This is a genomic window from Streptomyces sp. NPDC104814 (assembly GCF_055583185.1).
In genome coordinates this window covers 490,744-511,834 of the sequence record NZ_JBVJOL010000004.1, presented here as the reverse complement: position 1 = coordinate 511,834, position 21,091 = coordinate 490,744, and the positions used below count along the sequence as shown (strand labels likewise).

Genomic DNA, 21,091 nt, shown 5'->3' with positions numbered 1-21,091 from the left:
TTTCAGGCGGTGGCCGTCAGGCGGTGGCCGTTTCAGGCGGTCGCCAGGGCCACCTCGGTGGCCTTGATCAGGGCGACGACCGAGGAGCCCGGAGACAGCGCGAGGTCGGTGGCGGCGTCGTTGGTGATGGCGGCGGTCAGTTCGGTGCCCTCGACGGCGATCCTGACCGTGGCCATCGCGCCGCCGCTGGTGACGGCCGTGACCGTGCCGGGCAGCTGGTTGCGGATCGACAGGCCCTCGACGGGGCCTGTGGCGAGAGAGACCTCCGTGGACTTGACCAGGGCGTGGACGGCGGAGCCCGGGGCGAGGCCGAGGTCCTCGGCGGCGTCGAGGGTGACGGCGGCGGTGAGTTCCCGGCCGCCCTTCAGCTGGATCCGGACGGTGGCCATGGCCTCGCCGGACCGGACGGCGGTGACGGTGCCGGAGAGCTGGTTGCGGATGCTCAGGGTCATGGCGCCCCACCGTAGCGCCGATGTCCGGTCAGGCCGGGTATGCATGGGTCTGCGTCGCCTTGACCGTCGCCCAGACCGGCGCACCCGGGTGCAGGTCCAGCTCGGCCGCGGCGACCGTGGTGAGATCGGCGGCCAGCGGCAGCTCACCGGTGAGACCCGCCCGGATCTGGTCGCCGTGGGTCTCCAGGCCGGCCACCTCGCAGCGCCACAAGTTGCGGGCGCTGGAGCCGGTGGGGCGCTCGCGGTGCAGGGTGACGGCGCTCGGCGGGAACGCGACGAAGGCATCGCCGGTGAGGTGCTCGGTGGTGGTGATCTCGGGGCCCGCCTCCAGGGTGACGGTGTGGCCGTCGGCCCGGCCGCGGTAGAGGTTCAGGCCGACCAGCTGCGCGATGTAGTCGGTGCGCGGGCGGCGGGCGATGTCGGCGGGGGTGCCCTCCTGGACGACCCGGCCGTGCTCGATCACCACCAGGCGGTCGGCGAGGACCATGGCGTCCAGCGGGTCGTGCGTGACCAGGACGGCGACGGCCTCGAACTCGGCGAGATGGCGGCGCAGCTGGGCGCGGACCTCCAGGCGGGTCCGGGCGTCCAGGGCGGCGAGCGGCTCGTCGAGCAGCAGCAGCCGGGGCCGGGTGGCGAGCGCGCGGGCGAGCGCGACGCGCTGGGCCTGGCCGCCGGACAGACGGCGCGGTTTGGCGCCGGCGTGCTCGGCGAGACCCATGCGCTCCAGCCATGCGGCCGCCTCGGCGCGGGCCTCGGCCTTGCTCGCGCCCCGGCAGCGCGGCCCGAACGCGACGTTATCCAGAGCCGTCAGATGCGGGAAGAGCAGGTAGTCCTGGAAGACGACGCCCACCGGGCGGGACTCGGGCGGGGTGCGGTCCAGACCGGCGCCGTCGAGGCACAGCCGGCCTTCGGTCAGCGGAGTGAGGCCCGCCAGGGCGCGCAGGGCGGTGGTCTTTCCGGCGCCGTTCGGACCGAGCAGGGCGACGACGTCGCCGGGCGCGGCGGTCAGAGTGACGTCGAGCCGGAAGGAGCCGCGGTCGACGACGAGACGGGCGTCCAGGCCCTCGGCGCCCCGCACGGGGGTGGCGGTCGCAGGGTTCTCGGTGTCGGTCACGGAGCGCTCTTCCCGGTGTCGGTTCCCGGGCGCCTTCCCGGGGGCGGTCATGAGGCGCTCATCCAGCGGTCCCGCAGACCCGCCAGCACGGCCACGGACACCGCGAGCAGCACCAGGCTGAGGGCGATGGCCGCCGCCGGGTCGTTCTGCAGCGCGAGGTAGACCGCGAGGGGCATGGTCTGGGTCCGGCCGGGGAAGTTGCCGGCGAAGGTGATCGTGGCGCCGAACTCGCCGAGCGCCCGCGCCCAGGCGAGCACCGCGCCCGCCGCGACGCCGGGCGCGATCAGCGGCAGGGTGACCCGGCGGAAGGCGGTGAACCGGGAGGCGCCGAGGGTCTGCGCGGCCTCCTCGTAGCGGCGGTCGGCGGCGCGCAGGGTGCCCTCGACGCTGATGACCAGGAACGGCATCGCCACGAAGGTCTCGGCGAGGACGACGCCGGTCGTGGTGAACGGCAGGGTGACGCCGAACCAGGAGTCCAGCCACTGCCCGATCACGCCGTTGCGGCCGAGGGCGAGCAGCAGGGCGACGCCGCCGACCACCGGCGGCAGGACGAGCGGCAGGGTCACCAGGGCGCGCACGAGACCGCGTCCGGGGAACTCCGTACGGGCCAGCAGCCAGGCCAGGGGTACGCCGACGACGAGGCTCAGCGCGGTCGCTGCGGTGGCGCAGATCAGGGACAGCTGGAGCGCCTGCCACACCTCGGTGCTGGTCAGCTGGTCGGGCAGGGTGCTCCAGGGGGCCCGGATCAGCAGGGCGACCAGGGGCAGAACCAGGAAGGCCAGGCCGAGCAACGCGGGCAGCAGCAGGGGGAGGGGGACGCCCGTGCGGGCACGGCGGCGCCGCGGACCGCCCTGCAGGGTGTCCGCGGCGCCGGTCCTGCCCAGAGGGGTCACGGCTTGAGGAACCCGGCCTCGGTCAGCACCTTCTGGCCCTCGGCGGACTTCACCAGGTCGATGAAGGCCTGGGCGGCCTGGGCGTTGGGCGCGTCCTTCAGCAGGGCGATCGGGTAGTCGTTGACGGCCTTGGCCGACTCGGGGAACTCCACGCCCTGCACCTTGTCACCGGCCGCCTTCACGTCCGTCTTGTACACGACGGCGGCGTCGGCCTCCTTCAGCTCGACCTTCGTCAGGGCGCTCTTGACGTCCTGCTCGTAGGAGACCGGGGTGAGCGTCAGATCGCTCGCCGTGAGGGCCTTCTGGGCGGCGGCGCCGCACGGCACCTTCTTGTCGCACAGCACGACCTTCAGGCCGGGCTTGGTGAGGTCCTTCAGGGAGGCGACCTTGTCGGGGTTGCCCGGCAGGGTGGCGATCTCCAGCTGGTTGCGCACGAACGTGCTCGGCGCCCCAGCGGTGTCCCTGGCGTCCGAGACTATCTTCATCGTCTTCGGGCTGGCGGCGGCGAACACATCGGCGGGGGCGCCGCCGGTGATGCTCGCGGCGAGGGAGTCGCTGCCGCCGAAGTTGAAGCTCACCTGCGTGCCCGGGTGGTCCTTCTCGAACTGCTGGCCGAGGGCGGTGAAGCTCTCCTTGAGGGAGGCGGCCGCGAAGACGGTGACCGTGCCGGTCAGCTTCGGCGACGACGAGGTGCTCGACGTGGCCGGCGCGCCGGAGGAGCCGGCCGAACCGGCCGTGTCGGAGGACGACGAGCAGGCGCTCAGCGCCAGCAGCGCGGCGGCCGACGCACCGGCGATCCACAGGGTCCGGTGGGCGGAACGGGTCATCACGGGTTGACTCCCTTGGTGCTCATGACGGAGGCAGCCCAGCGGACCCCTCCCAGCTGCCGATCATACTGACGCATCTGCGAGGGGGAAGTCTGCTGTCACATCGCATGAGCTATGACCGTGGAGGTCAGGGGTGGCATGTGCGTTCGTACGGTGCCGGTGTGGCATGCGTCGGCGGCGCGGACTCAGGCGCGGTCGATGTGGACGTTCGTCGACTTCACGCGGGCGGTGGCCTCCATGCCGACCTCCAGGCCCAGTTCCTCGACGGCCTCCCGGGTGAGCAGGGAGACCAGCCGGTGCGGCCCGGCCTGGATCTCCACCTGGGCGGCCACGTCGCCGAGCTTGATGGCGGTGACGATGCCGGGGAAGGCGTTGCGGGCGGAGGTGTACGGCGTCTCCTCCTCGTCGGTGCCCGCCTTGGCGAGTTCCACGGAGAACGCCGCCAGATCCCGTCCGTCGATCAGCCGCCGTCCGCTGTCGTCGCGGTGGGTGGTCACGCGGCCGGCGTCCGCCCAGCGGCGCGCGGTGTCGGGGCTGACGCCGAGGAGCCGTGCTGCCTGGCCGATTGTGTAGGACTGCATGCCGGTCACGATAAGGGCGCCTGAGGCACGCGCTCGATCCGGGGCGGGCGGTGTGTCAGCCCGTGTGGACGCGGGGGCGCCGCTCGCGGTCCGGTTCGGCCTCGCGCAGCACCTCGCGGGTCACCGGGGCGACCTCGCCGGAGCCGAAGAGGAAGAAGCGCAGGAAGTTGCGGAAGGGGTTGCCCTCGGTCCACTCGAAGTAGATGTGCGGAGTGCAGCCGGTGCTGTCACGGACGTGCAGCAGCAGCGCCGCGAGGGCGTTGGGCACGGACGGGGACTGCAGGGTGAGGACGCGGTAGCGGCCGTGCAGGATCTCGCCGCGCACGGTGAGGCCGCCCTCGAACTCGGAGGGGTCGGTGACGGTCACCTCGGCGAAGACGAAGTCGTCCTGCTCCGGCATGTCGTTGTCCTCGCGGATCTGCTCGATCTTGTCGCGGTACTCCGCCCTGTCGCGCCGGTCGGGCTCGTTGGCGATGAAGCGCATCTTCCGGCTCGCCATGTCCCGTATGAACCGCTCCGCCATCGGATCGAGCGTCACGCTGGTCACCCGCAGCTCGAAGGCGCGCAGCAGACGCGACAGCAGGGAGATCAGGATGATGCCGGCGATGAAGCAGGCACCGATCTTCACGCCGTCCGGGCGTTCGATGACGTTGACGACCGTGGTGTAGAGGAAGACCGCCGAGATCACCGCGAAGCCGATGGTCCAGCCGCGCTGGCCGGCCTTGCGGGCGGCGATGGTCACGGCGATCGCGGCGGAGCTGATCAGCACGAGCACGCCGGTGGCGTAGGCGCTGCCCTGCTTGTCGACGTTGGCGTCGAAGATCCAGGTGACCAGGAAGGCGACCAGGGTGAAGACGAGGACCATCGGACGGACCGCGCGGGCCCAGTGCGGGGCCATGCCGTAGCGCGGGAGGTAGCGCGGCATCAGGTTGAGCAGCCCGGCCATCGCGGAGGCTCCGGCGAACCACAGGATGGCGATGGTGGAGACGTCGTAGACCGTGCCGAAGGCGCCGCCGAGGTAGTGGTGCGCGAGGTAGGCCAGCGCGCGGCCGTTGGCTGCCCCGCCCGGCTTGAACTCCCGCTCCGGGATGAGCAGCGTGGTGATGAAGCTGGTCGCGATCAGGAAGCAGCTCATGATCAGGGCGGCCGTGGTCAGCAGCTTCTTGGTGCCCCGGATACGGCCCGCCGGTTTGTCCTCCGTGTCGCCCGCGTCGCCCTGGACGTGGGGCATCACCGCGACGCCGGTCTCGAAGCCGGAGAGGCCGAGCGCCAGCTTGGGGAAGACGAGCAGGGCCACGCCGACCATCGCAAAAACGTTTCCGTGCTCGGCGGTCAGTGCGCTGGTCCAGTCCGTGACCAGGTGTCCGGCGGTGACCACGTGGGCGAAGCCGACGATCACGACGACCACGTTGAGCAGGAGATACGTGCCGACCAGGGCCACGGCGACGCCGATCGCCTCAAGGAAGCCCTTGAGGAACACCGCGCCGAGCAGCGCCACCAGCAGCAGTGTGATCAGCATCTGCTTGTCGTGCAGGGCGCTGGTCAGGTGCGGGTTCTCCACGAGGTGGGTGGAGGCGTCGGCGGCCGACAGGGTGATGGTGATCAGGAAGTCGGTGGCGGCGAAGCCGAGCAGGGTGAGCACGAACAGTTTGCCCTGCCAGAACGACAGCAGCCGCTCCAGCATCGCGATCGACCCCTCGCCGTGCGGGCTCTCCTCCGCCACGCGGCGGTAGACGGGCAGGGCGCCGGCGAGGGTGACGATGACCAGCACGAGGGTCGCCACCGGCGAGAGCAGGCCGGCCGCGAGCGCGGCGATGCCCGGCTGGTAACCGAGGGTGGAGAAGTAGTCGACACCGGTCAGGCACATCACACGCCACCAGCGCTGTCCCTTGTGCGGGGGCTCCGGCGCGGCGTGCGGTCCGGTGTGCCCGCCGCCCTTGCCCATGTCGGACAGCCCCTCCAGCATCCACGTGCGCAGACGACTGGGCGGGGCGTGCTCGGTGGTGGCCATGGAGGTGCTCCTGAAGCGGCTCGGCGTGAGGATTCGGCCATCACGCGGTCGGCGGCACCAGCGTATGCGGAGCGTGACGTCCGGGCCTTCGGATCAAGGGCCGGGGAGCGTCAATCTTGCGTTAAGACTGGAGGTGCGGGTGGGGGTGGAGGGGATCGAGGCGGCGGACGGCGATTGCGCCGGACGGGGTGGACGGTTGCGCCGGGCGGGGAGGGCGGTGGCCGGCCCGGAGGGGGACTGGGGGTCCTGCGGACTGCGGGGACAAGGGCCGGGAGGTGTCCGCGCGGTGCGGGGAGGGGCGCCGGGACGGGTCCGCGGCGCCCCTCGGGCACGGAACGCGCGTCGGCGGGGAGGCCGGAGTACCCGCGAGCGCCGCGGCCGGGCCGGACCTGCGATGTCGGTCGGCCGAGGTGCCGGGCGCTGTGCCCGCCGCTCATGCAAGCGGGCCGCAGGGGTGCCGACAAGCCCCCGGGGAGCTTCTCTTACGGGGTTCTGACGTGGCCGGATGGCAGTCGGCGCCGCCGGACACAAGAGGGGGGCCGGTGCGCAGTGGTGACTGCGGCCGGCCCCGAGGTGGGTGGATCAGGCTGCGGTCATCACCCGGCCGGTGTCCAGCGGGCGGTGCGGCGCGATGATCTTGCCGTTGGGCAGGAGTTCGCCGGTGTCCTCGAAGAGGAGTACGCCGTTGCACAGCAGGCTCCAGCCCTGCTCCGGGTGGTGCGCCAGGAGACGGGCGGATTCCCGGTCGGCTGAGTCGGCTGAAGGGCACGGCGGCTGGTGCTGGCACATGGTGGGTGGGATCTCTCGCTCTGTTGTGGTCATGTCCGCCCCCGTTGGAAAGTCGGTCGGAATCCAGTGTTGCCCCACGGGCGTCAATCCGCAGGGATTTCGCAGCACCGCTCCTACACAGAATGAGTACGCATCACCCGGGCGGCTGGTTCAGCCCAACTGACCTGCACGTTCGGGTGGTTTGTGATGGCCGTGGGTGACTAGTCCGGTCGGGTGGGGCGGCCATTCGAGACTCGTCCGAGCGATGAACTGCTCGTACGAGCGAATGGGCAACGGATTGCCGCATGCGAGGGCCCCGCTTCCGGTGGGGGAGCGGGGCCCGGTGTGCCGAAGGCCGGGCGAAGCCCGGTGCCGCGCGGGTCAGACCGGCTGGCCCAGCAGCGGGCTCGGGGTGGCCCGCAGGGTGAGGACCGGCAGCAGTTCGGAGACCCGGTGCGGGCGATGGGCGGCGATCCCCGGCGGCGCCGGCGCCAGCGGCACCAGCAGATCACTGGCCTGCGGATGCCCCGTCGCCCCGTCCGCCGCACAGTCCCCGTGCAGCCACAGAGTGAGCATGTACAGCCCGGGCACGGACAGCAGGCGCGCCTGGTAGGGCTGCGCCACCGACTCGGCCTGGCGCAGCGCCCGCTCGGTGGACGCGACATAGGGCCCCTCGAAGAAGTGCGAGAAGGCCCAGCCGTCGGGTGTCAGCCGGGTCTCGGCCGCCGCCACCGCGCGCTCCCCGCTGCGGATCAGGAAACGCCAGCCGACCAGCCGCGTGGCCCGCACCCCCTCCGGGGTGATGGCTTCCAGCACATGCACGGGCAGAGGCAGATCGGGCGTCGCGGGCCCCTCGGCCTTACGGAGGGAGGGAGTGGGTGCTTGACGGACCGCGGTCGGGGAACCGAGTGCCGTGAGGACGGAGCGAAGTGCGGGCGCGGGAGCCGGGGGTACATGCAGCGGCATGGTGGGTCGCCTCTCATTCGGCAGGCACGGTGGCGTGAGGGCGGGGCGTGGGCGGACGACGCTGTCAGCTCTCGGGATCAGGGGTCGGCAAGGCAGGGTCCGGGGCCGGAGTGGAAAAGAGGTGCGCTGTGGCCCGTCGTCCGTCACCCCGACGACAAGCCTTCGACCGCGGGCGCCAACCTGCTGCCCTGTCCCGCGAGTTTATACGACACGTGTTCAGCCTGTGTTTCGTCTAGCCGCTTCCGGAGCACTCGACAAGAGACTATTCGGTCGGCGATTCGCGGGAATCATCCCGATTCCGCGAGGGCTGAACGGCGGTGACCTCGGGAAGTGCAGGTCCAGGGGTCGGCCAATTGTCGTCGGCGTTTTTTACGAGATCCATTCCCGGGGAAAATGCCAGGTGCCGCATGCCCTGCGAATGTGCCACTGGACAACCCGCCGGACAACCCGGCAAGCCTAGCCGCTGACGCTCGTGCGCGCATGCGTTATGGATCGCTTCGGCTGGGCATCATCCCCCGTGCACCGGACACCGGAGGCCCGATGGAACCGGGCCCCGCCCCACCTGAGGAAGGGACGCTTCGATGGGCGAGAAGGTCGTGGCAGGCTCGTTCGACCTGTCCGATCGCCAGCGCTATCGCGACAAGCTGCAACAGTGCCTGACGGGGCTGGAGCGGCTTCTGGCCCAGCAGCGGTTCGACCGTCCGAAGAACCTGATGGGGCTGGAGATCGAGCTGAATCTGGTGGGGGCCGACGGCCTGCCGAAAATGCTCAACGCGGAAGTACTGGAGCGGATCGCGAGCCGTGACTTCCAAACAGAGCTCGCCATGTTCAACCTGGAAGTGAACATAGCCCCCCACCGCCTCGGCGACCGGGTATTCGACCGGCTCGCCGAGGAACTTCGGATCGCGCTGGCCTACGCGGACCGCAAGGCTTCCGAGGTCGACGCCGGAATCGCGATGATCGGCATTCTGCCGACGCTGGACCGGGACGATCTGGTCTCGTCCAACCTTTCCGACGTGGACCGTTACACCCTGCTCAACGACCAGATCGTCGCCGCCCGTGGTGAGGATTTCACCCTCGACATCGAAGGCGTGGAACATCTGCGCTGCACCTCCCGGTCGATCACTCCGGAGGCGGCCTGCACATCCGTGCAACTGCACCTCCAGGTGACCCCGGGCCGCTTCGCCGACGTGTGGAACGCCGCGCAGGCCGTCGCCGCCGTACAGGTGGCCCTCGGTGCCAACTCGCCGTTCCTCTTCGGCCGTGAGCTGTGGCGCGAGTCGCGGCCGCCGCTGTTCCAGCAGTCCACCGACACCCGGCCGCCCGAGCTGAAGGCCCAGGGCGTGCGGCCGCGCACCTGGTTCGGCGAGCGGTGGATCACCTCGGCGTACGACCTGTTCGAGGAGAACCTGCGCTACTTCCCGGCGCTGCTGCCGATCTGCGACGAGGAGGACCCGCTGGCGGTCGTCGACGCCGGCGGCACGCCCAAGCTCGCCGAGCTGGTCCTGCACAACGGCACGGTCTACCGCTGGAACCGGCCCGTCTACGACGTCGCCGACGGCGTCCCGCACCTGCGGGTGGAGAACCGCGTGCTGCCGGCCGGGCCGACCGTCACCGACGTGGTCGCGAACGCGGCCTTCTACTACGGCGTCGTCCGCGCCCTCGCCGAGGACGCGCGGCCGGTGTGGACCCGGCTGCCGTTCGAGGCGGCCGCAGCCAACTTCGACGCCGCCTGCCGCTACGGCATCGACGCCCGCCTGGAGTGGCCGCGCCGCGGCCGGCTCGGCGGCACGGCGACCGTCGACGCGGTCAGCCTCGTCCGGGACGAGCTGCTGCCGCTCGCGGAGGCGGGTCTGGACGCGTGGGGCATCGAGCCGGCCGACCGCGACCTGTACCTCGGGGTGATCGACGAGCGGTGCCGGCGGCGCGCGAACGGGGCGACCTGGCAGGCGGCCACCTTCCACCGCGCGCTGGAGAAGGGACTGTCCCGCGAGGCGGCCCTGGCGGCGACGACCCGGCGCTACTGCGAGCTGATGCGCAAGGGCGACCCGGTCCACAGCTGGCCGGTGGGCCTGCCGGAACCGGTGCCGCTGGGCTGAGCTGAACGGCGGCTCGGCGGGGGCTGAGGGGGTCGCGCCCTTGGACGCGCCTCGGGGGCAACTCCGCCTCCGGACGCGTTTTGTGTCGGGGCTGACCGGCCCGCCTCCGGACGCCCTTCGTGCGGGGCCGCCGGACTCCGTCCTCCGTCGCCCTCGCCGGCGCGCGCCGACGGACTCGGCCCCCGGGGGCGCCCCGCCGGGGGCCGGCGGTCTCCGTCCCTGGACGCGCCCCCGCCGGGGCCGACGGGCTCCGTCCCGCTGTGATCGGGCATGCTGTGAGCTCCCACGGTGTGCAGGCGGAGGCGGACCAGGTGACCGAGACTTTTCCCGAACAGCGGCTCTCGCGACGGATCTTCCGTGACGAGACCCTGCTCGTCCTGGGGCTCTCGCTCGGCGCGAGCGGAGTGTCCGCGCTGATCAGCTTTGTCGGCTCGGTGACCAAACCGGGCGGCCTCAAGGAGCAGGCGGCCACGCTCAACGCCTCCGCCGCGCCGGGCCGGCCCTGGCTGGACCTCGCCTGGCAGCTGTTCGGCATCGCCACCGCGCTGGTGCCGGTGGCGCTCGTCGCCCACCTGCTGCTGAGGGAGGGCGGGAGCCTGCGCACCCTCGGCTTCGACCGCACCCGTCCCTGGCCCGACCTGGGCAGGGGCGCCGCGATCGCCGCCGTGATCGGCAGCACCGGTATCGCCTTCTACCTGGCCGCCCGGGGCCTCGGCTTCAACCTCACCGTGGTGCCCGAGGCGCTGCCCGACGTGTGGTGGAAGTACCCCGTACTGATCCTGTCGGCGATGCAGAACGCGATCCTGGAAGAGGTCATCGTCGTCGGCTATCTGCTGCGCCGGCTGCGGCAGTTGGGCTGGACGCCCGGCACGGCGCTGGTCGCCAGCTCCGTGCTGCGCGGCTCCTACCACCTCTACCAGGGCATCGGCGGCTTCATCGGGAACATGGTGATGGGCGTCGTCTTCGTCTGGCTGTACCGCCGTTGGGGCCGGGTCGGCCCTCTGGTGGTGGCGCACTCGCTGCTCGACATCGGCGCGTTCGTGGGCTACGCGCTGCTGGCCGGCAAGGTGGGCTGGCTGCCGACGGTGTGAACCGCCGGCACCCCGTCACGGCCGGGTGAGCAGGTCCCCCTCGATCACCGTGACCGCCCGGCCGCTCAGCAGCGTGCGCTCACCGCGCACCTCGGTACGCACGCGGCCGGAGCGCGGCGACGCCTGCAGCCCGGTGAGTTCCGCGCGGCCGAGGCGCTCGGCCCAGAACGGTGCCAGCGCGGTGTGGGCGCTGCCCGTGACCGGGTCCTCGTCGATGCCGACGTTGGGGAAGAAGCAGCGCGAGACGAAGTCGTAGCCGCGGGACGGGTCCTCGGCGCGGGCGGTGGCGATGATGCCCCGCTCCGAGAAGGCGGCGAGCGTCCTGTGGTCGGGGGTGAGGCCGAGCACGGTCTTCTCGTCGGCGAGTTCCAGCAGCAGGTCGCCGATGTTCGGGCCGGTGTCGAAGGCGACGCGTGGCTCGGCGCCGAGGGCCTCGGCGACCCCGGCCGGGACCTCGACGGGGGTGAGCGGGGCGGTGGGGAAGTCCAGGGTGATCGAGCCGTCCTCCCGGGGCGTGGCGATGAGCACGCCGCTGCGGGTGGCGAACCGTACCGGGCCCTCGTGGGCGCCGGTGGTGTGCAGGACGTGGGCGGTGGCGAGGGTCGCGTGGCCGCACATCGCGACCTCGGTGGCCGGGGTGAACCAGCGCAGCGCCCAGTCGGCGTCGCCGCCCTCGGGCAGACGGTGGGCGAACGCGGTCTCGGCGTGGTTGACCTCCAGCGCCACGTTCTGCAGCCATGCGTCGGGCGGGAAGGAGTCGAGCAGGAGCACACCGGCCGGGTTGCCGGCGAAGGGGCGGTCGGTGAAGGCGTCGACGATTCGAATGCGCATGGCCCGACGGTAACGGCCCCCGGAAGGCGCCGACCAAGGCCAATCGCACGCCGCTGGACCGGTCGGCGTCCCGCGCAGCAGTCATCTCGTCGACGGCCCGGCGGACGCCGGGAATCCGACGCGAACACCTGATCGGATCATCGTAGACTCCGACTGCTTTTCGACTCAGCTGTCCCAAGGGGGGGACCACTTGACCTTCGAGCACATGCGGAAACAGGGGAGAGGACCGCGCACCGGCGCGGTCTTCGCGTTGATCGCCGTCGTCGTCGCCACGGTTCTCGGACCGGTCGGCACCGCCTCGGCGGCCGCCGCACCGACACCGGAGCCGGCCCGGGCGTCCAAGTCGGCATCGGAGCCGGCCCGGACATCCCAGTCGGCACCCAAGCCGGCCCCGGCCACCGACTCGCATCTCCTCGCCGCCCGGCAGATCCGCGCAGACATCGCCGAGGGCGGCTCTTCGGACGCCTGTTCCGGGGCCATCGCGCCCGGCATCGTCCACACCTGCTCCGCCTTCCCCGCGGGCGGCGCCAGCTACACGCTCGACCTGACCCGCGCCGGCGATCTGGTGGCCGTCCAGGTCGTCGACGCGCAGGGCTATCCCACGGACGTCGCGCTGACCGCGCCCGACGGCAGTGCCGTCGCCTGCGACCAGCCCGACGACTCCTACGGGATACGGCGCTGCCCGACGAAGCAGGCCGGCGTCCATACGCTGCGCGTCACCAGCTCCTGGAGCAGCGGCGGCGGTTTCTCGGTGGCGTACAAGGCACTGTTGTCGGACGCCTCCTGCACCGCGGTGACGGAGGCCGACACGGCGCTCGGCACGCCGGCCGTGCTGGCGGGCGGCCTTGCCGCGGGTTCCGCGGGAGAGTGCTACGGCCTGCCGACGGCGGCCGGCGAGACGCTGCGCCTGCACGTGGCCCACTGGACCGCACACGCCACGGTGTACGACGGCGCCGGCACGCAGGTCTGCGACACCCGCACCGGCGCCACCACGGACCTCGACTGCGCGCTGAAGGGCGAGGCACCGTTCCGCGTCCTGGTGAACGACCGGTCCGGTGCCGCCGACGACAGCAACACGGTCGTCCTGGCCCGGCTCTCCCACCCGGCGGGCTGCCAGGCCGTTCAGCCGCAGGCGTACGGCACGGTCCCGGACACCGGCTCGGCCACCCGCTGCCGCATCCTGCGGGTGAGCACCCCCGGGCCCTACCTGTTCGGCGCGCTCAGGGCCGACGGTGACACGGAGACCGGCGCCGCCGGCCGGCTGCACCGCGTGGACGGCACACCGGTCTGCGCCCCGGAGCCCACCACGCCGTGCCCGCTGACGGCCGGCGACTACACCTGGGCCCGGGACGGCCGCAGCAGCACCGGGACCGACGCGTACGGGGTCTGGTTCTACCCGACCTCCCAGGCCCAGGGCTGTGCGACGGTACGCGACGACGGCTTCGCGTCCGGCCCGGCTACCGGCACCTTCACCGGAGCCGGACAGACGCTGTGCCTGGGGCTCCCCACCGGCACCGGCCGGGGTGTCTACCTCGTCGACCAAGGCACCGCCGCCGACGTCCACCCGGTCGTGCGGGTCTTCGACGCCGAGGGCGCCGCGCAGTGCGCCAACGAGGGCGCGCCGACGGTCTGCAAGCTGACCGGCGCCGCGCCGTTCCACGCGGTGCTGTCCGCGCCGGCGGCCGGCACGTACCGGCTGGCCGTCCAGCGCACCGGCCAGGCGACGGGCTGCACGGCGTGGGCACAGTCCGCCTACGGCGACCACTTCGGCGCCCAGGCCACTCTCGAACCCCGGCAGACCGCGTGCCTCTCCCTGGCGGCCGGCGCGCACTCCACCGCCGAACTGCTCGACTACACGAACGACAGCAACCGGGTCAACGCCGCGCTGCGCGTCCACGACAGCGCCGGCAACCAGGTGTGCGCCACCGTCGCCTCTTCCACGGCGACCTGCCGCTTCACCGACGGCGCCGCGTACACCGTCCTGCTGACCAACAACGGCTACACCACCGACACCTACAAGCTGGTCCGTCGGGACATCTCCGCCACCGCCCGCTGCGCGGCGCCGAAGTCGACGGTCGTCGGCGGGCCGTCCACCGCGTACACCTTCCGCGGCGATCTCGACAGCACCTGCCTGCGGGTGTCGGCGGCGGCCACGGACAAGCTGTGGCTGTCCGTGCGCACCCCGGACGCGGCCTACCGCACGGGAGCCTCCCTCGGCGTCGTCGACGGCTCGGGGACGGTCCTGTGCCGCACACCGGGCACCGCCGGCACCTGCCGGGTCAGCGGTTCCACGTCCTACCTCGTCTTCGCCCTGGCGAACGGATACGACACCACCCCGATCACCGCCTACCTGGACACCTGGCGGATCGGCACCGCGGCCGGCTGGGCACCGCAGTGCACGGCGAACACCCTCTCCCCGGCGGGCTTCGCGCCGCGCAGCGGGGTGCTGAGCGAGTCAGCCACGGCCTACTGCGCCGTGCTCGACATGAAGCCGAACCTGTCCTTCGACGTGTACGGCGCGGACAGCTCGCTCGGCACGGACATGCCGTCGATGAGCCTGCTGGCGCCGACCGCGTTCGCCGGGGCCCCGGACGACTCGTACCAGTGCTCCGGCAGCTACGGGGAGTTCCGGTTCCACTGCCTGACCGACAACTACGCGCCCACCGGTCGGTATGTACTCGTCCTGAGCGCCGGGAACGCCGCGGCGCCCTACGAGTACACGATGCAGGGCGTGTGCAGGACGGGCTGCGAGGGCTCCGCACCCCGGGCCGACGTGTCCCGGCTGAGCAGCACGAGCGGACCCACCGGAACCGCGCACCCGGTCGTGCTGTACGGCTCGGGCCTGACGCTCGGCACCGAGATCGAACTGCGCAACAGCGAGACCGGGAGCGGGTACCGGATGAACCCGCCGGTCTCCGTCGGGCCGGGCGGCACCTCGCTGACCGTGCTGCTCGGCACGCGTGACCTGCCGCCGGGCCACTACGACCTGGTGGCCGACAGCCCTGGTTACACCAGCGGCACCCGCTCTCCCGGCTACCTGCCGGACGCCTACACCGTGACGGAGACCGCGGCCACGACGCCCGGCCGGTTCGTCCCGATCACGCCGAAGCGGTTCCTGGACACCCGGTCCGGCACCGGGGCCCCCAAGGCCCGGGTCGGTGCGGGCGGCACGGTGAAGCTGAAGGTCGCGGGCGCGGGCGGTATCCCCGCCGGCGGGGTGACCGCGGTCGTCATGAACGTCACGGCCGTCGCCCCGACCGCCAACGGCTTCCTCACCGTTTACCCCGACGGCCGCCCCGTGCCGTCGGCTTCCAGCCTCAACTACACGGCGGGGAAGGCCCTTTCCAACCTGGTGACCGTGGCCGTGAGCAACGGCTCGGTGGACCTGCGCAACAGCGCGGGCACGGTCGACGTCGTCGCCGACGTGGCCGGCTACTACACGGCCGCGCAGGGGACGGGTTCCCAGCTGACGCCCATCGACCCGACGCGCTTCCTGGACACCCGGTCCGGCACCGGCGCGCCCAAGGCTCGCGTCGGTGCGGGCGGCACGGTGAAGCTGAGGGTCGCCGGGGCGCACGGGGTGCCCTCGACGGGGGTGACCGCCGTGGTCATGAACGTCACGGCCGTCACGCCGGCCTCGAACGGCTTCGTCACCGTCTACCCGGACGGCCAGGCCGTCCCGACCGCGTCGAACATCAACTACACGGCCGGGGAGACCCTCCCGAACCTGGTGGTCGTACCGGTGGTGAACGGCTCGGTGGTGCTGCGCAACAGCGCGGGCGCGGTCGATCTGCTCGCCGACGTCACGGGTTACTACTCCGCCACGGGCGCCGACTTCACCGCCGCCGATCCGGTACGGCTGCTCGACACCCGCAGCGGTCTCGGCGCACGCGCGGGGGCGGTCGGCCCCGGTGGTGTGGTGAGCCTGCAGGTCGGCGGTGTCGCGGGCGTTCCCGGCGAGGGCGTCACGGCCGTCGTCCTGAACGTGACGGCCGCAGCGCCGACCGCGGGCAGCTTCCTGACCGTCCACCCGCACGGCCGTCCGCTGCCCGGGGTGTCGAACCTCAACTACACGGCCGGGAAGACGATCTCCAACCTGGTGGTCGTCCCGGTCGTCGACGGCAGGATCACCTTCGTCAACCACACGGGCGGCGTGCAGGTCATCGCCGACCTGAACGGCTGGTTCGGCGGCTGACCGCCCGATCGCCGCTCGTCCGGGGGCCGGACCGCCTGCAGGCGGTCCGGCCCTTCCGCGTTTCCCGCTGAAGGGTCTTGGCGTACGAGGTCTTGTCGTAGGCCCTCTTCCGATATATCGTTGAAGCATCGCGAAGGGTCGACGATCAAACGATCGAATGATGATGGAATGGAGAGTGATCGCGATGCGTACCCACGGTTTCGAGCACGGACATCGGCACGGCGGCCCCGGGCGTGGCCCGGAGCGCGGCTTCGGCGGTTTCGGGGGCTTCGGCGGCGACGGCCGGCGTGCGGCCTTCGGTCCCTTCGGGCCGGGTGGCCCCGGCTTCGGCCCCGGCGGTCCCGGCTTCGGCGGACACGGCCCCTGGGGCGGGCGAGGGCGCGGCGGACCGCGCGGAAGGGCACGGCGCGGTGACGTACGGGCCTCGATCCTGGCCCTGCTGAAGGACCGGCCGATGCACGGCTACGAGATGATCCAGGAGATCGCCGAACGCAGCGGCGGCGCCTGGAAGCCGAGCCCCGGCTCGGTGTACCCCACCCTCCAGCTGCTGGAGGACGAGGGGCTGATCAGCAGTGAGTCCGAGGGCGGCAAGAAGCTCTTCTCGCTCACCGAGGAGGGCCGGGCGGCGGCCGAGTCGGGCGCGGACGCCCCCTGGGAGGAGGCCTCCCGCGGGATCGACTTCGAGGCGCTGGGCGAGATCCGCCAGGCGGGCTTCGGCCTGATGGAGGCCTTCGGCCAGGTCTGGAAGACCGGCACGAAGGAGCAGCGCGACAAGGCGCTGTCCGTCCTGAACGACGCCCGCAAGAAGCTGTATCTGATCCTCGCCGACGAGGACTGAGCGATACGGCGGTGAGTGATACGGGGAGTGAGTGATACGGCGGAGAGGCGCGCCCTGCGCGGTGACGCGCGGGGCGCGCCTCTCAGGGCGAAAGCGGCCTGATCTCCTCCCCGAGGAGGAGATTGGAGCCGGCTCGGTGCACTTCTCGTGGGACGCGGAAATGGTTCGCGCCGCGGATGCGCGGGCCCGCAGGGGCTGATGGGGTAGGAGGCGTGCACCCGCGTATACCCCAGCAAGCAGGCCGTGACCAGGGCGTCCGCCGTGACGACAACGATGTCCCGCTCGGCGCCGAGCTGGCCGCGGTGGTCTCCGGTGCCCGGCGCCGGGCGGTACGGGACGGGGACCGGCACATCGACACCGCCCACCTGCTGCACTCCCTGCTGGAGTCCGACCCCGGGGTGCGCGCGGTGTTCGAGGCGGCGCAGGTCGCCCGGCTGCTCGGCTATCTCGTCCAGCGCAGCATCGGCTACGGGCTGCGCTGGCAGACCGCCGTGGAGGACTCCGGCGCGCTGCCCGCGGCGGGCCCGGCCGAGGGCTACTCCCCGCTGGCCGCACTCGCCGTCACGCGGACCGAGGAGCGCGCCGCGCGGCACGGGCGCCCGGCCCGGGGCGTCGACCTGCTCGCCGCGCTCGTCGTGGACCCCGAGGCGCGCGCCGTCCAGGTGCTCGACCATGCCGGGATCGACGTCCCGGAGCTGTCATCGCGCCTCGCTCGGGAACCGTCCGGGGACGGTGCGTCGTCCAGCCGGTGAGACAGTAGCCATAGAGAGTGACGCTCCTGTCGTGCCCTGTCATCATGGGGTTGTGCATACGTCTGGAAGCATTCAGGGCAGCCGCGGCAAGGGCGTCGGGCTGTCCCTCGCGCTGGTGTCGGCCCTCGCCTTCGGCGGTTCCGGCGTCGCGGCCAAACCGCTGATCGAGGCGGGGCTCGACCCGCTGGACGTGGTGTGGCTGCGGGTGACCGGCGCGGCCCTGGTGATGCTGCCGCTCGCCGTACGTCATCGCGCGCTGCTGCGCCGCCGCCCGGTGCTGCTCGCCGGGTTCGGACTGCTCGCCGTCGCCGGCGTCCAGGCGTTCTACTTCGCCGCGCTGTCCCGGATCCCGGTCGGCGTGGCGCTGCTCGTCGAGTACCTCGCCCCGGCCCTGGTGCTCGGCTGGGTGCGGTTCGTGCAGCGGCGGCCGGTGACGCGGGCCGCCGCGCTCGGCGTGGTCCTCGCCGTCGGCGGCCTCGCCTGTGTCGTCGAGGTGTGGTCCGGGCTCAGCTTCGACGCCCTCGGCCTGCTGCTCGCGCTCGGCGCCGCCGCCTGCCAGGTCGGCTACTTCATCCTGTCCGACCAGGGCAGCGACTCCGGCGCCGACGCCCCCGACCCGCTCGGTGTCATCGCCTACGGCCTGCTCGTCGGCGCCGCCGTGCTCACCGTCGTGGCCCGCCCGTGGGGCATGGACTGGTCCGTGCTCGGACACAGCGCCCGGATGGACGGCACGCCCGTCGCGGCCTGGCTGCTGCTCGCCTGGATCGTCCTGCTCGCCACGGTCGTCGCCTACGTCACCGGCGTGGTCTCGGTGCGCCGGCTCTCCCCGCAGGTGGCCGGGGTGGTGGCCTGCCTGGAGGCGGTCGTCGCGACCGTACTGGCCTGGGTGCTGCTCGGCGAGCACCTGTCCGCACCCCAGATCGCCGGCGGCGCCGTGGTCCTGGTCGGCGCGTTCATCGCCCAGTCCGCCACACCCGCGACGAGCGCGGGGGAGCCGGTGGCGGCCGAAGGCGCGGAAAGGGAGTTGTCGGCCCGCGGAACGGCCGCATAAGGTGCCGCTCATGCCTTCGGACGCACTCGTTCTTCCGCCCCCGGCCGCCTGAGGCGGGCCACCCGGTGAAGTACGCCCGGCGCGCGTCGCCGGGCCGAACGGTGCTGCCCGCAGAAGACGTCAGCGGATCCCGCACGGACGGGATCCATCCACGACCTTCTGCCTTCTGCGGAGAGAACGCGTGTCCACTCCAGCTTCCGGCCTGCCCGTCGGGCGAGGCCTGCTCTATCTGATCGTCGCCGGCGCCGCCTGGGGCACCGCCGGCGCGGCCGCCTCCCTGGTCTACCGGACCAGTGACATGAACGCCGTCACCCTGTCCTTCTGGCGCTGCGCCGCCGGACTCGTCCTGCTGCTGGCCGCCCGCCGCTTCGGCCCCCGCCCTGCGGCGGCCCCGGCGTCCGGACCGCTGCGCCGCAGGCTGCTGCGGGCCGGTGCCATGGGCGTCGGGCTCGCGGTGTTCCAGACGGCGTACTTCGCCGCCGTGTCCGCGACCGGCCTCGCCGTGGCGACCGTCGTGACGCTCGGCGCCGGCCCCGTCCTGATCGCGCTCGGCGCCCGGCTGACCCTGGGCGAGCGGCTCGGCGGCGGCGGCCTGGCCGCGGTGGCGGGCGCGCTCGCCGGGCTCGGGGTCCTGGTCCTCGGCGGGGGAGCGGCGACGGTCCGGCCGTACGGCGTCGGCCTGGCGCTGCTGTCCGCCGCGGGCTACAGCGCGATGACGCTGCTGACCCGCCGGTGGGGGCGCGACGGCGGCGCGGACGCCGCCGGTACGTCCGTCGGGGCGTTCACGGTCACCAGCCTGTGTCTGCTGCCGTTCGCCCTGGCCGAGGGGCTTGTCCCGCACACCGCCGACCCCGTGCGGACGGTGTGGCTGCTGGTGTACATCGCCGCCGTGCCGACCGCCCTGGCCTACGCCCTGTACTTCGCGGGCGCCGCGGTGGTCCGGTCGGCGACGGTGTCCGTGATCATGCTGCTGGAGCCGGTGAGCGCGGCCGTGCTCGCCGTGGCCCTCCTCGGTGAACGGCTCACGGCAGCGACCTGCGCCGGTACGGTCCTGATGCTGGCCTCGGTCACCGGGCTGGCGCTCGCCGAGGCCCGAACGCCGGCGCCGGCCTGACCGGCTGCCCGGGCCGTACGGGAACCGGCTGACCGAGCAGGGCGGGGACCGGTCGACCGAGCCGTGCGGGGATCGGCCCGGATGGGCCGCGCGGGGACCGGTCCGGATGGGCCCTGTGGGGCCGGTCGACGCGTCCCGCCGCTCAGCCGGTGCGCCGGCGCAGCAGGTGCTCGCGGGCCGCCGCGTCGCGCGGGCCCTGCCGGCCGGCGAGTCCGGCCGCGATCCGCTCCTGGGTGTCGGCCGGGCGGTGACCGGCGTACTTGAACTTCGCGCGGACGCCGGTCACCTCCAGCCGGATGCCGCGGATCCCGGACAACAGGCGCCCGTAGGGCGCCTCGCCCACCGCCGCCGGGGCGGAGCCGCCCTCCGGCTGGAAGTGGCCGACCTGCCGGTTGAGCAGCTCCGCCTTCTGGGCCGGGTCGTCCACGACATGGGCGCGGCAGCGCAGCTGCACGCCCGCGTAGAAGCTGGTCGGCGTGCCGTGCTCGGGCGGGGTGCCGGCCGGCGCCTGCCAGGGGCCGGGGACGAACACGTAGTCGTCCACGACGCTCAGTACGACCTCCGGGTCCGCCTCCAGGGCCTCCCACAGCGGGTTGGGGCGGGCCAGGTGGGTGACCGCCTCACCGCGGTCGGCGTCATAGGCGAAATGCAGGGGCTGGACGAACGGGGGTTCGCCGGGCGGGCCGTTGACGGCGAGCTGGCCGAAGTCGTGGGCGGCGAGCCAGGTCTGCCACTCGGCGTCGCTCCGCGGTGCGTCCCAGGGATGGATCAGCATCACAGCGCCGACAGGTAGTCCGGGAGCTGCGTGCCGGGGGTGAGCTCGGGGTCGGCGACCGGGGCGTCGTAGACCTTGCGCACCGGGACCACGCCGGCCCAGTGGGGGAGGGCGAGGTCCTCCGGCTCGTCGTTGACGCCGCCGGTGCGCAGCTTCGCGGAGACCTCGTGCAGGTCGAGGCGGATCACGGCGGTGGCGGCCAGTTCCTTCTTGTTGGCCGGGCGGGAGTCGGCGGCACGGCCCGGGACGACGTGGTCCACCAGCGCGTCGAGCGCGAGGCGCTTCTCCTCGGGGTCGGTCACGTCGTGGGCGACGCCGTGCACCACGACGGAGCGGTAGTTGATCGAGTGGTGGAAGGCCGACCGGGCCAGCACCAGACCGTCGACATGCGTGACGGTCAGGCACACCGCGAGCCCCGGGTCGGCCTGGCCGGCCATCCGCAGCGGGCGCGAGCCGGTCGAACCGTGCACATACAGGCGGTCGTCGACCCGGGCGTACAGCGTCGGCAGCACCACGGGTGCGCCGTCGCGGACGAACCCGAGGTGGCAGACGTAGCCCTCGTCGAGTATCGCGTGCACCAGTTCCGCGTCGTAGCGGGCGCGCTCGGCGGAGCGGGTGGGGACGGTGCGGTCGGTCGGGGCGTAGGCGGTGGCCGCTGTGGTCGTGGTCCCCTGCATGGCGCTCTCCCTCGGGTGGCGTCGTCGTACTGGCGATTTTTATTGCACTAGTGCAC

Annotated in this window: 18 protein-coding genes; 7 read left to right on the top strand and 11 right to left on the bottom strand. The window is 72.7% G+C overall.

Features of this window, described 5'->3' with window-relative positions; all coding sequences use genetic code 11:
• Window positions 1-32: 32 nt before the first annotated feature.
• The 8 genes from ACZ64A_RS18255 to ACZ64A_RS18220 form a co-directional block, all read right to left on the bottom strand.
• Window positions 33-452 carry a TOBE domain-containing protein gene (locus tag ACZ64A_RS18255; protein ID WP_469811357.1) on the bottom strand — a complete coding sequence of 140 codons (420 nt, stop codon included), beginning with the start codon at window positions 450-452 and terminating at the stop codon, window positions 33-35.
• A 28-nt stretch (window positions 453-480) separates the two neighbouring features.
• Entirely contained in the window at window positions 481-1,566 is a 1,086-nt protein-coding gene (locus ACZ64A_RS18250; RefSeq protein WP_469811356.1) for an ABC transporter ATP-binding protein, read from the bottom strand.
• 47 nt (window positions 1,567-1,613) lie between these two features.
• Window positions 1,614-2,459, bottom strand: a complete 846-nt coding sequence (gene modB, locus ACZ64A_RS18245; protein WP_469811355.1) for a molybdate ABC transporter permease subunit — start codon at window positions 2,457-2,459, stop codon at window positions 1,614-1,616.
• Window positions 2,456-3,286 (bottom strand): molybdate ABC transporter substrate-binding protein, encoded by an 831-nt coding sequence (gene modA, locus ACZ64A_RS18240; protein ID WP_469811354.1) that lies wholly within the window; start codon window positions 3,284-3,286, stop codon window positions 2,456-2,458. The genes modB and modA overlap by 4 nt, the downstream gene beginning before the upstream one ends.
• 185 nt (window positions 3,287-3,471) lie before the next feature.
• Entirely contained in the window at window positions 3,472-3,867 is a 396-nt protein-coding gene (locus tag ACZ64A_RS18235) for a TOBE domain-containing protein (protein WP_469811353.1), read from the bottom strand.
• Window positions 3,868-3,922: 55 nt separating this feature from the next.
• Window positions 3,923-5,878, bottom strand: a complete 1,956-nt coding sequence (locus ACZ64A_RS18230) for an APC family permease (protein WP_469811352.1) — start codon at window positions 5,876-5,878, stop codon at window positions 3,923-3,925.
• A 582-nt stretch (window positions 5,879-6,460) separates the two neighbouring features.
• Window positions 6,461-6,667, bottom strand: a complete 207-nt coding sequence (locus ACZ64A_RS18225; RefSeq protein WP_469811389.1) for a DUF5999 family protein — start codon at window positions 6,665-6,667, stop codon at window positions 6,461-6,463.
• 360 nt (window positions 6,668-7,027) lie between these two features.
• Window positions 7,028-7,612 carry a hypothetical protein gene (locus ACZ64A_RS18220; protein WP_469811351.1) on the bottom strand — a complete coding sequence of 195 codons (585 nt, stop codon included), beginning with the start codon at window positions 7,610-7,612 and terminating at the stop codon, window positions 7,028-7,030.
• Between the two features lie 581 nt (window positions 7,613-8,193).
• Between ACZ64A_RS18220 and ACZ64A_RS18215 the strand changes: the two genes are divergently transcribed.
• The gene (locus ACZ64A_RS18215) at window positions 8,194-9,711 is read left to right on the top strand and encodes a glutamate-cysteine ligase family protein (RefSeq protein WP_469811350.1); all 1,518 of its coding nucleotides are present in this window, start codon (window positions 8,194-8,196) and stop codon (window positions 9,709-9,711) included.
• A 290-nt stretch (window positions 9,712-10,001) separates the two neighbouring features.
• Window positions 10,002-10,802 carry a CPBP family intramembrane glutamic endopeptidase gene (locus ACZ64A_RS18210; RefSeq protein ID WP_469811388.1) on the top strand — a complete coding sequence of 267 codons (801 nt, stop codon included), beginning with the start codon at window positions 10,002-10,004 and terminating at the stop codon, window positions 10,800-10,802.
• A 15-nt stretch (window positions 10,803-10,817) separates the two neighbouring features.
• Here ACZ64A_RS18210 and ACZ64A_RS18205 read toward each other — a convergent pair whose 3' ends face one another.
• Entirely contained in the window at window positions 10,818-11,633 is an 816-nt protein-coding gene (locus tag ACZ64A_RS18205; protein WP_469811349.1) for a PhzF family phenazine biosynthesis protein, read from the bottom strand.
• Between the two features lie 190 nt (window positions 11,634-11,823).
• On the opposite strand from ACZ64A_RS18205, the gene ACZ64A_RS18200 reads away from it, so the two are divergent.
• The 5 genes from ACZ64A_RS18200 (at window position 11,824) to ACZ64A_RS18180 (ending at window position 19,583) form a co-directional block, all read left to right on the top strand.
• On the top strand, window positions 11,824-15,828 hold the full coding sequence (locus tag ACZ64A_RS18200; RefSeq protein ID WP_469811348.1) for a hypothetical protein: 4,005 nt from the start codon (window positions 11,824-11,826) through the stop codon (window positions 15,826-15,828).
• 184 nt (window positions 15,829-16,012) lie between these two features.
• On the top strand, window positions 16,013-16,666 hold the full coding sequence (locus tag ACZ64A_RS18195; RefSeq protein WP_469811347.1) for a PadR family transcriptional regulator: 654 nt from the start codon (window positions 16,013-16,015) through the stop codon (window positions 16,664-16,666).
• 212 nt (window positions 16,667-16,878) lie between these two features.
• Complete coding sequence (locus ACZ64A_RS18190; protein WP_469811346.1) at window positions 16,879-17,418, top strand: hypothetical protein; 540 nt, start codon at window positions 16,879-16,881, stop codon at window positions 17,416-17,418.
• Window positions 17,419-17,470: 52 nt separating this feature from the next.
• Entirely contained in the window at window positions 17,471-18,469 is a 999-nt protein-coding gene (locus ACZ64A_RS18185; RefSeq protein ID WP_469811345.1) for an EamA family transporter, read from the top strand.
• A gap of 181 nt (window positions 18,470-18,650) precedes the next feature.
• A complete protein-coding gene (locus tag ACZ64A_RS18180) occupies window positions 18,651-19,583 on the top strand; it encodes a DMT family transporter (RefSeq protein ID WP_469811344.1) in 933 nt (310 codons plus the stop codon).
• Between the two features lie 142 nt (window positions 19,584-19,725).
• Here ACZ64A_RS18180 and ACZ64A_RS18175 read toward each other — a convergent pair whose 3' ends face one another.
• Window positions 19,726-20,358 (bottom strand): FMN-binding negative transcriptional regulator, encoded by a 633-nt coding sequence (locus ACZ64A_RS18175; protein WP_469811343.1) that lies wholly within the window; start codon window positions 20,356-20,358, stop codon window positions 19,726-19,728.
• Window positions 20,358-21,035 carry a pyridoxamine 5'-phosphate oxidase family protein gene (locus tag ACZ64A_RS18170; RefSeq protein WP_469811342.1) on the bottom strand — a complete coding sequence of 226 codons (678 nt, stop codon included), beginning with the start codon at window positions 21,033-21,035 and terminating at the stop codon, window positions 20,358-20,360. The genes ACZ64A_RS18175 and ACZ64A_RS18170 overlap by 1 nt, the downstream gene beginning before the upstream one ends.
• Window positions 21,036-21,091 lie beyond the last annotated feature (56 nt).

Bases quoted from the DNA above. Each gene is read 5' to 3' on its own strand.
- ACZ64A_RS18220 (WP_469811351.1), bottom strand. From the start codon at position 7,612: ATGCCGCTGCATGTACCCCCGGCTCCCGCGCCCGCACTTCGCTCCGTC.
- ACZ64A_RS18225 (WP_469811389.1), bottom strand. From the start codon at position 6,667: ATGTGCCAGCACCAGCCGCCGTGCCCTTCAGCCGACTCAGCCGACCGG.
- modA (WP_469811354.1), bottom strand. From the start codon at position 3,286: ATGACCCGTTCCGCCCACCGGACCCTGTGGATCGCCGGTGCGTCGGCC.
- ACZ64A_RS18170 (WP_469811342.1), bottom strand. From the start codon at position 21,035: ATGCAGGGGACCACGACCACAGCGGCCACCGCCTACGCCCCGACCGAC.
- ACZ64A_RS18205 (WP_469811349.1), bottom strand. From the start codon at position 11,633: ATGCGCATTCGAATCGTCGACGCCTTCACCGACCGCCCCTTCGCCGGC.
- ACZ64A_RS18215 (WP_469811350.1), top strand. From the start codon at position 8,194: ATGGGCGAGAAGGTCGTGGCAGGCTCGTTCGACCTGTCCGATCGCCAG.
- ACZ64A_RS18255 (WP_469811357.1), bottom strand. From the start codon at position 452: ATGACCCTGAGCATCCGCAACCAGCTCTCCGGCACCGTCACCGCCGTC.
- ACZ64A_RS18175 (WP_469811343.1), bottom strand. From the start codon at position 20,358: ATGCTGATCCATCCCTGGGACGCACCGCGGAGCGACGCCGAGTGGCAG.
- ACZ64A_RS18195 (WP_469811347.1), top strand. From the start codon at position 16,013: ATGCGTACCCACGGTTTCGAGCACGGACATCGGCACGGCGGCCCCGGG.
- ACZ64A_RS18230 (WP_469811352.1), bottom strand. From the start codon at position 5,878: ATGGCCACCACCGAGCACGCCCCGCCCAGTCGTCTGCGCACGTGGATG.
- ACZ64A_RS18235 (WP_469811353.1), bottom strand. From the start codon at position 3,867: ATGCAGTCCTACACAATCGGCCAGGCAGCACGGCTCCTCGGCGTCAGC.